Below are 9,837 nucleotides of genomic sequence, written 5' to 3'. Positions count from 1 at the left end.
GGGCAGGGGGGAACAGGGCGGCGGGAGCCGGTTCCGGGGCGCGCGCGGACGCGCGCCCCGGTCACGGCGTCCGGGCCAGGGCCGTCCCCCTCGCCCGGAGTTCTCGGGGCCCGCTCAGCCCTGCGCGGCGATCCGCGCCAGGCGCTGCGCCTGCGCGCGGGTCGAGCGGGCGATCGCGTCCTCGTCGACGTGCAACAGCCTTCCGTCCTCGACAATCTGACGGCCGTTCACAAAAGAGGCGGTGACCGGGGCGGCCGCGCCGAAGACCAGGGCGGTCACCGGGTCCGCGATGGAGGCGTGGGCGAGGGTGTCCATCCGCCACAGCACCAGATCGGCCAGCTTGCCCGGCTCCAGTGAGCCCGTCTCCCGGGACCGGCCGAGGACCTGGGCCCCGCCGAAGGTGCCCAGGCGCAGCGCCTGACGGGCGTTCAGGGCGGCTTCGCGGTGGGGGCCGAGGCGGTTGACCAGCAGGGCGTTGCGCAGCTCGGTGTGGAGTTCGCCGGACTCGTTGGACGCCGTGCCGTCGACGCCGAGGCCGACCGGGACGCCGGCCTTCAGCAGGTCGGGGACCCGCGCGATGCCGGCGGCCAGGCGGGCGTTGGACGACGGGCAGTGGGCGACGCCGGTCCCGGTGCGGGCGAACGCCTCGATGTCGGAGTCGTTCATGTGGACGCAGTGCGCCATCCACACGTCGTCGCCGAGCCAGCCGGTGGACTCGAAGTAGTCGGTCGGGCCCATGCCGAACAGCTCGTGGCAGAACTTCTCCTCCTCGACGGTCTCCGAGCCGTGCGTATGCAGCCGCACGCCGAGCCGGCGCGCCAACTCTGCTCCCTGGCGCAGCAGTTCGGTGGAGACCGAGAACGGCGAGCAGGGGGCGACGGCGACCTGGGTCATCGCGTCGAAGGAGGCGTCGTGATGCCGGTGGACGGTCTCCTCGGTGGCGGCGAGGGCGCCGTCGAGCGTCTCCACCGCGAAGTCCGGGGGCAGACCGCCGTCCTTCTCGCTGCGGTCCATGGAACCGCGGGCGAGGGTGAAGCGCACGCCCGTGGCGCGGGCGGCGCCGATGATCGCACCGGACAGGTCGCCGGAGCCCCGGGGGAAGACGTAGTGGTGGTCCATGGCCATGGTGACGCCGCCGCGGGCCATCATCGCCAGGGAGCCCTCGGCGGCGGCGCGGACCATCTCCTCGTCGATGCGCGCCCAGGTGGGGTAGAGGGCGACGAGCCAGTCGAAGAGGTTGTGGTCGGTGGCCAGACCCCGGGTGATCCACTGGTAGAAGTGGTGGTGGGTGTTGACCAGGCCGGGGGTGACCAGGTGCCCGGTGGCGTCGATGCGGCGCTCGACGTTCTCCAGGCCCTCGGGGGCCGGGCCCGGGCCGAGCGACTCGACGCGGTTGCCCGCGAGGACGAGGTGTCCGTTCGCGTGCTCGGTGTCCTCGGCGTCGACGGTCGCGATCGCGCAGTTCTCGATGACGATGCGCCGGTCTGCTGCCATGGTTTCGTCCTTATTCCCTCGGTGGGTCCTCGGCGGACCCGGATGGAGCGGGCACGGCATGACCCTGGAGGTGTTGAGTGCCGCGGCCGGGGACCCGGCCCCCGGCCGCGGGTGCCGAAGGGGAGAGAGGGGCGGGGGTGCGGTCGGGGCGTCAGAGGTTGGTGAGGTCCACCGGTATCCGCGCCTGGCAGCCGTCCCGCAGGACGGTGCCCTCGATGAGGCCGTAGGGCCGGTCGGCGGCGAAGTAGACGGCGCCGTCGGCGGTGTCGTTCTTCAGCCCGAACGGCTTCAGGTCGACCAGGAAGTGGTGCTTGTTGGGGAGCGAGAAGCGCACCTCGTCGATCTCGTCGCGGTGCTCGACGATCCGCGCGCCCATGGCGTAGAGGGTCTGCTGGAGGGAGAGCGAGTAGGTCTCGGCGAAGGCCAGCAGCAGGTGCCTCTTCACCTCGGCGTACGACGTGTCCCAGTCCGGAGCCGGCTGGGCGTCGTCCGTCCAGTTGTAGCGCCAGCGGGCGGCCACCTCGGTCGCCAGGATCCGGTCGTGGGTCTCGGGCAGGGTCGTGTAGGCGTCCTTGACGTAGCCCCAGAACTCGGAGTTCGTCGAGTTCATGACGGTGAGGTCCTTGAGCCCGGAGACGACCTCCCAGGCCGAGCCGTCGTAGGTGATCTGGGCCAGACGGGTCTCCTGGCCGCGGCGCACGAAGGAGTGCTCGTCGGCGCCGGGCGTCTCGATCCGCTCCCAGGCGTACTCCTCGACCCGGATGCGCGCGGTCCGGATCGGTTCCTGCGAGGTGACGAAGTGGCGGGCGAGGTGGATGCCGAACTGCTCGGCGGACTCGATGCCGTGTTCCTTGGCGAACGCGAACACCGTGTTCTTGGTGGTGTCGGTCGGCAGCACGTGGGCGTTGGAGCCGGAGTAGTGGACCTCGTCCATGTCGCCGCTCAGCGCGACGGACACGTTGAGGTCCTTGATGTGGTGGGTGGCGCCGTCCCGCGTGATCCTGACGACCCGGTTCTCGGCCTTGCCGTACTGGTTCTGTCCCAGCGTCACAGGGCGGGCGGGGCGTGAAGCGTCGGTCATGTGTCTGCTAGCTCCCTCGGTATACGGAGTAGCCGAACGGGTTGAGCAGCAGCGGTACGTGGTAGTGCTCGCCCGGCACGACGGCGAAGGTGATCGCCACCTCCGGGAAGAACACGCCGGCGGCACCGCTGTCCCGATTCGCGGGGGCGTCCTGCTGCGCATCGGCTCGCTGGTTGTCACGGTGCTCGAAGTACGCCTCCACGGCGAAGTCGAGCCGTACATGGGTGGTCCCCTCCGGCAGCGCCGGCAGGTCCTTGCACCGGCCGTCCGCGTCGGTCGCGGAGCCGCCGAGCGCCTGCCAGTCCGCCTCCCGGCCGCCGCGGGCCGCGAGCCGGACGGCGACGCCCGGGGCGGGGCGGCCGACGGAGGTGTCCAGGATGTGCGTGGACACCGATGCGGTGGTGCTGGTGCTCATGCGGGTCTCAGTCCTCTTCGACGAGTCGGGCGAGGCGGATACGGTTGATCTTGCCCAGCTCGGCGCGGACGATCTCCCGCTCCCGCTCCGGCGGGTTGCCGATCCGCTCCCCGAGCGCGTCGCGCATCTGCTCGCCGGTGCGGCCGGTGGCGCAGATCAGGAAGACATGGCCGAACTTCTCCTGGTAGGCCAGGTTCAGTTCGAGCATCTCCGCCCTGAGCCGGTCGGAGGCGCCGGCCATGCCGCGCTGCTCGCGCGCCGAGGTCGGGTCGCCGGGTTCAGGACGGCCGATCGGCGGATGTCCGGCCATCGCCTCCGCCAGGTCGGCGGCGGTCAGCTCGGCCAGGGCCGCGTCACCGGCCTCGTACAGGCCGTCGACGCTGGCGAAGGGGCGGGCTGCGAGCAGTCGGCTCGCCCATGCCGAGGAGGCGCACACCTCGTGGAGCGCGGCGCGGGCCGCGGACTCCTCGAGGCCGTTGAACCGGGCCAGGCCCGGAGGGGACGTCGAAGTCACGGGAGCCTCCGTGGCCGCCGGGGGCGGCCTTCGTGCGTGAGCGGGCTGCGGCCAGCTAACGCCCCCGTGCGACATCACGTCAACACTTTGTTGAAAATTCTCGCCGAGAGGAGCGGGGAGCGCTCGCCGGGCGGCGCGGGCCCTTCAGGCGCCCTTCTCCCGGTTGAGGTAGTTGTAGACCGTGAAGCGGCTCACGCCGAGCGCGCTCGCCACGGTCTCCACGCCGTGCCGCACGGAGAAGGCGCCGCGCGCCTCGAGTATCCGCACGACCTCCTGCTTCTCCTTGCGGTCCAGGTCGGCCAGGGGCCTGCCCTTCCTGCGCTCCATCGCGGCGAGGATGTGGTCGAGGGAGTCGGCGAGCTGGGGCAGGCGCACGGCCACGGACTCCACCCCCTCCCAGGTCAGGACGACGTCCTCGGCGCCGGCCTCGTCCGGCGGGAGCATCTCCGCGCCTATCGCGTCGACCAGCGGCTTCACCGCCGCGATGAAGGCCGCGTCGTCACCGGCGCTCACCGCTGCTCCCCGACGACGTTGACCTGGAGCGAGACACGGGTCGCGCCCGCCCCGAGGGACTTGCGCAGCAGGGCGTCCACGGCGGCCAGCACCGCGTCGGCGCCGCCCTCGACGGTGTTGCCGAAGGGCCCGACGTCCACCGCGTCCAGGTCGGCGTGCTCGATCACCTCACGGGCGGCCAGTGCGTGCGCGGGCGCCTCGTCGAGGTCGAAGGGCTCGGTGGTGAACTCCACTTTCAGTCGCATCGCGCCCCACACCTTCCTGAACGGGTCCCGGCCGTCGACGCCCGGACCCCGACCTTAACGGACCCGACCGGCGATCACCCGGGAGTCCGGATTCCCTCCCGGCCGCCCGGGCCCCGCCCGGCGGCGTGCGGGCGCGGCACCCCCTTGACAAGGCCCGACCCACGACGGCAGTCTTCCAACAAGCAGAAAATAACTTCCGCAATACGGAAATCATCGACACGGAAGGCAGCGCGGAACCCCATGGGCTTCGAAGACCAGCGCTTCAACGTCAACCTGTCGATCCTCTTCACGGAACTCCCGCTCCTGGAACGTCCCGCGGCCGCCGCGGCGGCCGGATTCGGCGCGGTCGAGCTGTGGTGGCCGTGGATCGACTCCCCCACCCCCGAGCAGTGCGAGCTCGACGCCCTGAAGCGGGCGATCGAGGACGCGGGCGTACGGCTCACCGGCCTCAACTTCTACGCGGGGCGGCTCCCCGGCCCGGACCGCGGCGCCCTGTCGCTGCCCGGCACCGAGTCGGAGCGCTTCCGCGCCAACGTCGAGGTGGCCGCGGGTTTCGCGCAGTCCCTGGGCTGTGGGGCGCTCAACGCCCTCTACGGCAACCGCGTCGAGGGCGTGGACCCCGCCGAGCAGGACGCGCTCGCCCTGGAGAACCTCGTCCTCGCGGCCCGCGCCGCCGACCGGATCGGCGCGACCCTGCTGATCGAGGCGCTGAACCGGCCCGAGTCGCCGCTGTACCCCCTGGTGAGCGCGGCCGCCGCGGTCGGGATCGTCGACAAGGTCAACGCGGCGACCGGTCTCGGCAACGCGCGGTTCCTCATGGACCTCTACCACCTGTCCATGAACGGCGAGGACCTGCCGTCGGTCATCGAGCGCCACGCCTCGCGGACCGGTCATGTGCAGATCGCCGACACCCCGGGCCGCGGCGCTCCGGGCACGGGCACGCTGCCCCTGGAGGAGCTGCTCGACCGACTGACCGAGGCGGGCTACGACGGCTGGGTCGGCCTGGAGTACAAGTCCGGCGACCGGCCCGGCGCCGAGGCCTTCGGGTGGCTGCCCCGCGAGGCGCGCGCCGCCCGCGGACCGCGTCGCCGGTGAGTCCCGCCGCCGTGCGGCCCGTAGCCGTGAAGCCCGTCGCACCCACCCCCGCACCGAGAGGCGTTTCGTCATGAGCAGTCTTCCCAAGATCGCCTGGATAGGCCTCGGCATCATGGGCTCCCCCATGTCCGAGAACCTCGTCAGGGCGGGCTACGACGTCACCGGCTTCACCCTGGAGCAGGACAAGCTGGACCGGCTCACCGCGGCCGGAGGCGCCGCGGCCGCTTCGATCGCGGACGCCGTGCGCGACGCCGACGTCGTGATCACCATGGTCCCGGCCTCTCCCCAGGTCGAGGCGATCGCCTACGGCCCGGACGGCGTCCTCGCGAACGCGAGGCCGGGCACCCTGCTCGTCGACATGTCCTCGATCACTCCGCAGACCTCCGTCGACCTGGCGAAGGCCGCGGCGGACAAGGGCATCCGGGTGCTCGACGCCCCGGTGTCCGGCGGCGAGGCGGGCGCGATCGAGGCCGTGCTGTCCATCATGGTCGGCGGCGACCAGGCGGACTTCGACCGTGCCGAGCCGATCTTCGACGTTCTGGGCAGGACCGTCGTCCTGTGCGGGCCGCACGGCTCGGGGCAGACCGTGAAGGCCGCCAACCAGCTGATCGTCGCCGTGAACATCCAGGCGTGCGCCGAGGCCGTGGTCTTCCTGGAGAAGTCCGGCGTGGACCTGAAGGCGGCGCTGGACGTCCTGAACGGGGGGCTCGCCGGCTCCACCGTGCTGACGCGCAAGAAGGACGCCTTCCTCGCCCGTGACTTCACGCCGGGCTTCCGGATCGACCTGCACCACAAGGACATGGGGATCGTCACGGACGCCGCGCGCGCCGTCGGCGCGGCCCTGCCGGTCGGCGCGGTGGTCGCCCAGCTGGTCGCGAGCCTGCGCGCGCAGGGCGACGGCGGACTCGACCACTCGGCGCTGCTGCGGTCCGTCGAGCGGCTCTCGGGCGCGCGGCTCTGAGCCCTGCCCCGACATGCTTCCGGGCGGCGGCGTCGCCGACATCTGTCCTGTCGCGCCCAGGCGACGGCGCCGCCCGGAAACCCCTGCGTCACCCCGCCGGGCCGGTGCACCGCACACGGTGACCGGCCGGCGGCGAACTCCACCGGACGAACCGGGCGGTTCCCGGTGGAGGAGGAGCCGGTCCCCGCGCCCGCGCGAGGACCGGCCGCACGAACGGCCCGCACCGCGGGGACGGCCCGGATGAGGGGTGGCCGACCCGGGGAGCGCGGGCCGGGCGAGGACCGCGGCGGCGTGTGAGCCAGTGCGGTGGTGAAGGAACCGAGCCGCCCTTCCCGACCAGAGGGAAGACGCGTCCGGTTCCGTCGCACCCGCCGCGGTCCCCGACCCGCCCAGCCCCGTCCGGCGGCGCGAACGTCCTGTCGCGCCCGGCCTCGCGCCGTCGGACGGCCATACGCGGCACCCACTCCCCCGCCGGCCCCGCCGACGGGGGAGCCGCACGCGTTCGCGCGGCGCGCGCAGGTTCTCCGACGTGCGGACCGGGCCCGCCCGCAGGAGGCTGGGGGCATGGGCGATCCGACGCAGCCTGCGCACATCGTGGTCCACTCCCCGGCCCTGGACGGCTCCCGCCGCGTCACCTCGGGTGACGCGGTGCTCGGCCTCGCCTCGCACCTCGACGACGTCGTGGAGATCCTTCGCCTGGCGGACCTGGACCGGATCGAGGTGGAGGAGAGCGACCTCATCGAATGGCAGGGCGGCGGCCCCGACGAGTGGCCGGGGCTGTCCGAGGAGCACGGCCGGCCACCGCAGGGCCGGTAGGGACACCGCGGGGAGCGGCAGGAGGACCGCCGGAGACGGCGGCGGAGGGCGCGAACCTCAAATCAAGCTCTGAACGTTGTTCAGTACGCTTCAACGGCCCCCGGAGTAGGGCACATTGTCCTCACGCGGGGCCCGCCGACACGGGGGCGGCGGACCCCGCGCGACGGGGAGGGCGACGGGATCGGGGGACTCGTCGCGCGTGCCTCCCCGGCACGGCGACACGGAAGGGGCGGCCCGCTCGGGCCGCCCCTTCCGTGTCGCCGTCAGGCCTTCGGGCCCGACCCCTCAGGTCGTCGCCTTCAGCGTCCTGATCGCCGTCGGCGCGTGTCCCGGCTCGGTGGCGAGCTCCTCGAACTCCACGACGGCGCCGATGTCGTTGGTGACGCTCATCGAGATGTCGGTGACGCGCTCCAGGATCGCCTCGACGACCACCGGCACCCGGAACTCGGCGGCGAGCTTCTTCGCCTCCTCGAAGGCCGCGCCCAGGTCGGCGGGGTCCGTCACCCTGATCGCCTTGCAGCCGAGGCCTTCGGCGACCTTGACGTGGTCGACGCCGTACACGCCCAGCTCGGGCGAGTTGACGTTCTCGAACTCCAGCTTGACCTGGAAGTCGATGTCGAACGCCCGCTGCGCCTGGCGGATCAGGCCGAGGTAGGCGTTGTTGACGAGGACGTGGACGTACGGGATCTTGTGCTGCGCCCCGACCGCCAGTTCCTCGATCATGAACTGGAAGTCGTAGTCACCGGAGAGGGCGACGACCTGCGCCTCGGGGTCGGCCGTGGCGACGCCGAGTGCCGCCGGGATCGTCCAGCCCAGCGGCCCCGCCTGGCCGCAGTTGATCCAGTGCCGCGGCCGGTGGACGTGCAGCATCTGGGCGCCGGCGATCTGCGAGAGGCCGATGGTGGTGACGTACCGCGTCTCGGGGCCGAAGGCCTTGTTCATCTCCTCGTAGACCCGCTGGGGCTTGATCGGGATGTCGTCGAAGTGCGTGCGCCGCTGGAGGGTGGCCTTCCTCTCCTGGGCGGCGGCGGCCCAGGCGGACCGGTCCGGCAGCGCGCCGGACGCCTTCGACTCCCGCGCCGCCTCGACGAGGAGGCGCAGCGCGGCCTTGGCGTCCGAGGCGATCCCGTAGTCCGGGGCGAAGATCCTGCCGATCTGCGTGGGCTCGACGTCGATGTGCACGAAGGTGCGGCCGGCCGTGTAGACGTCGACGCGGCCGGTGTGGCGGTTGGCCCAGCGGTTGCCGATGCCGAGGACGAAGTCGGACTCCAGGAACGTCGCGTTGCCGTAGCGGTGCGAGGTCTGGAGTCCGACCATGCCGGCGTTCAGCTCGTGGTCGTCGGGGACGACGCCCCAGCCCATCAGGGTCGGGACGACCGGAATTCCCGTCAACTCGGCGAACTCCCGCAGGAGTTCGCAGGCGTCGGCCGAGATGACGCCGCCGCCCGCGACGATCAGCGGCCGGTGTGCGGCGTTCAGCATGCGCAGCGCCTTCTCGATCTGCGCGCGGGTGGCGACCGGCCGGTAGGCGGACAGCGGTGCGTAGGTGTCCGGGTCGAACTCGATCTCCGTCTGCTGGACGTCGACGGGGAGGTCGATCAGCACGGGGCCGGGCCGGCCCGAACGCATCAGGTGGAAGGCGTGCTGGAACACGCCGGGGACCTGCGCCGCCTCCAGGACGGTGACCGCCGTCTTGGTCACCGGCCGGGCGATGGAGGCGATGTCGACGGCCTGGAAGTCCTCCTTGTGGATCACGGCGGTCGGCGCCTGGCCCGTGATGCACAGGATGGGGATCGAGTCGCCGATGGCGGAGTACAGCCCGGTGATCATGTCGGTGCCGGCCGGACCCGAGGTGCCGACGCACACGCCGATGTTCCCCGGGTGGGCGCGGGTGTAGCCCTCCGCCATGTGCGCGGCGCCCTCGACATGGCGGGCGAGGGTGTGGCGGACGCCGCCGGACTCCCTGAGCGCCGCGTAGAACGGGTTGATCGCCGCGCCGGGGACGCCGAACGCGTCGGTGACGCCTTCGCGCTTGAGGATCTCGACTGCCGCACGGGCAGCGGTCATACGAGCCATGGAGTACTCCTGCTTCGCCTGCTTCAGCTGCTTCAGCTGTCGGATTCGCTCTCCCGTCGCGCCCCGCGGTGAGCCCTTCCTGCGGTGTTGCCCTTTCGCTTTTCCGCATAACGGAAAAGTTTTTCTACTATCTGGAAGCAATGTAAGTGGGTGGGCAAAGGTCGTCAAGAGACGGACAGGAGGAGGCGGGAGGAGGACGATGGGGGCCATGTCCGAGAGCGTGCCGGTGCGCTGCCCGGCCTGCCGGCGCGAGCGCCTCTACACCGTGCCGTCCTACCCGTGTGCGTGCGGTTCCCCCGTCACGCCGGTGCTCGACCGGCGCTCGGCGCCGACGACCGTGGCCCACCGGGCGTGGGACGACGAGTGGATCGTCCTGGGCTGCCGCGCCTGCGGGCGGCGCGCCCAGTGGCCGCGGCCCGAACTGGGCTGCGCCTGCGGGACGGTGCTGCGCCTCCCGGTGGCCGACCGTGCGGCCGGGCCCGGCGCCGAGCCCGGGACCGCGGTGGAGCCGGAGCCGCAGGACGGCTCCGCACCGCCGGAGGAACCCGGGGCGCAGAACGACGTCGGGTGCGGGGACGAGCCCGGAAGCGGGCCGGGGGACGCGACCGGGCCGGGGGCGGGGTTCCG

The 9,837-nt window shown here is 72.4% G+C and carries 10 protein-coding genes and 1 pseudogene; 4 read left to right on the top strand and 7 right to left on the bottom strand.

Annotation, left to right across the window (positions count from 1 at the left end; translation table 11 throughout):
* Positions 1-114: 114 nt before the first annotated feature.
* From KMS84_RS35865 to KMS84_RS35840, 6 genes are all read right to left on the bottom strand, one after another.
* Positions 115-1,494, bottom strand: coding sequence for an 8-oxoguanine deaminase (locus tag KMS84_RS35865; RefSeq protein ID WP_256920717.1), 1,380 nt, complete (start codon positions 1,492-1,494; stop codon positions 115-117).
* 151 nt (positions 1,495-1,645) lie between these two features.
* On the bottom strand, positions 1,646-2,575 hold the full coding sequence (gene pucL / locus KMS84_RS35860; RefSeq protein WP_256920716.1) for a factor-independent urate hydroxylase: 930 nt from the start codon (positions 2,573-2,575) through the stop codon (positions 1,646-1,648).
* Between the two features lie 7 nt (positions 2,576-2,582).
* Positions 2,583-2,990: a hydroxyisourate hydrolase gene (uraH, locus tag KMS84_RS35855; protein WP_256920715.1), complete on the bottom strand. Its 408-nt coding sequence runs from the start codon at positions 2,988-2,990 to the stop codon at positions 2,583-2,585.
* 7 nt (positions 2,991-2,997) lie between these two features.
* Positions 2,998-3,504 (bottom strand): 2-oxo-4-hydroxy-4-carboxy-5-ureidoimidazoline decarboxylase, encoded by a 507-nt coding sequence (gene uraD / locus KMS84_RS35850; RefSeq protein WP_256920714.1) that lies wholly within the window; start codon positions 3,502-3,504, stop codon positions 2,998-3,000.
* Positions 3,505-3,648: 144 nt separating this feature from the next.
* Entirely contained in the window at positions 3,649-3,948 is a 300-nt protein-coding gene (locus KMS84_RS35845; RefSeq protein ID WP_256920718.1) for a helix-turn-helix domain-containing protein, read from the bottom strand.
* Between the two features lie 65 nt (positions 3,949-4,013).
* Entirely contained in the window at positions 4,014-4,262 is a 249-nt protein-coding gene (locus tag KMS84_RS35840) for a hypothetical protein (protein ID WP_256920713.1), read from the bottom strand.
* 240 nt (positions 4,263-4,502) lie between these two features.
* On the opposite strand from KMS84_RS35840, the gene KMS84_RS35835 reads away from it, so the two are divergent.
* From KMS84_RS35835 to KMS84_RS35825, 3 genes are all read left to right on the top strand, one after another.
* Positions 4,503-5,357 (top strand): TIM barrel protein, encoded by an 855-nt coding sequence (locus tag KMS84_RS35835; protein ID WP_256920712.1) that lies wholly within the window; start codon positions 4,503-4,505, stop codon positions 5,355-5,357.
* Positions 5,358-5,427: 70 nt separating this feature from the next.
* The gene (locus KMS84_RS35830; protein WP_256920711.1) at positions 5,428-6,318 is read left to right on the top strand and encodes a 2-hydroxy-3-oxopropionate reductase; all 891 of its coding nucleotides are present in this window, start codon (positions 5,428-5,430) and stop codon (positions 6,316-6,318) included.
* A gap of 564 nt (positions 6,319-6,882) precedes the next feature.
* Positions 6,883-7,134 (top strand): hypothetical protein, encoded by a 252-nt coding sequence (locus tag KMS84_RS35825; RefSeq protein WP_256920710.1) that lies wholly within the window; start codon positions 6,883-6,885, stop codon positions 7,132-7,134.
* 285 nt (positions 7,135-7,419) lie between these two features.
* Here the strand turns inward: KMS84_RS35825 and gcl are convergent, their stop codons facing one another.
* Entirely contained in the window at positions 7,420-9,210 is a 1,791-nt protein-coding gene (gcl, locus tag KMS84_RS35820) for a glyoxylate carboligase (protein ID WP_256920709.1), read from the bottom strand.
* Between the two features lie 208 nt (positions 9,211-9,418).
* On the opposite strand from gcl, the pseudogene KMS84_RS35815 reads away from it, so the two are divergent.
* Positions 9,419-9,837 (top strand): annotated as a pseudogene (locus tag KMS84_RS35815) (hypothetical protein); the annotation flags it as partial.

The organism is Streptomyces hilarionis, assembly GCF_024539675.1.
GTDB classification, from domain to species: domain Bacteria; phylum Actinomycetota; class Actinomycetes; order Streptomycetales; family Streptomycetaceae; genus Streptomyces; species Streptomyces hilarionis.
The sequence above is the reverse complement of the archived record's forward strand: the minus strand, read 5'-3'. Positions and strand labels throughout refer to the sequence as shown.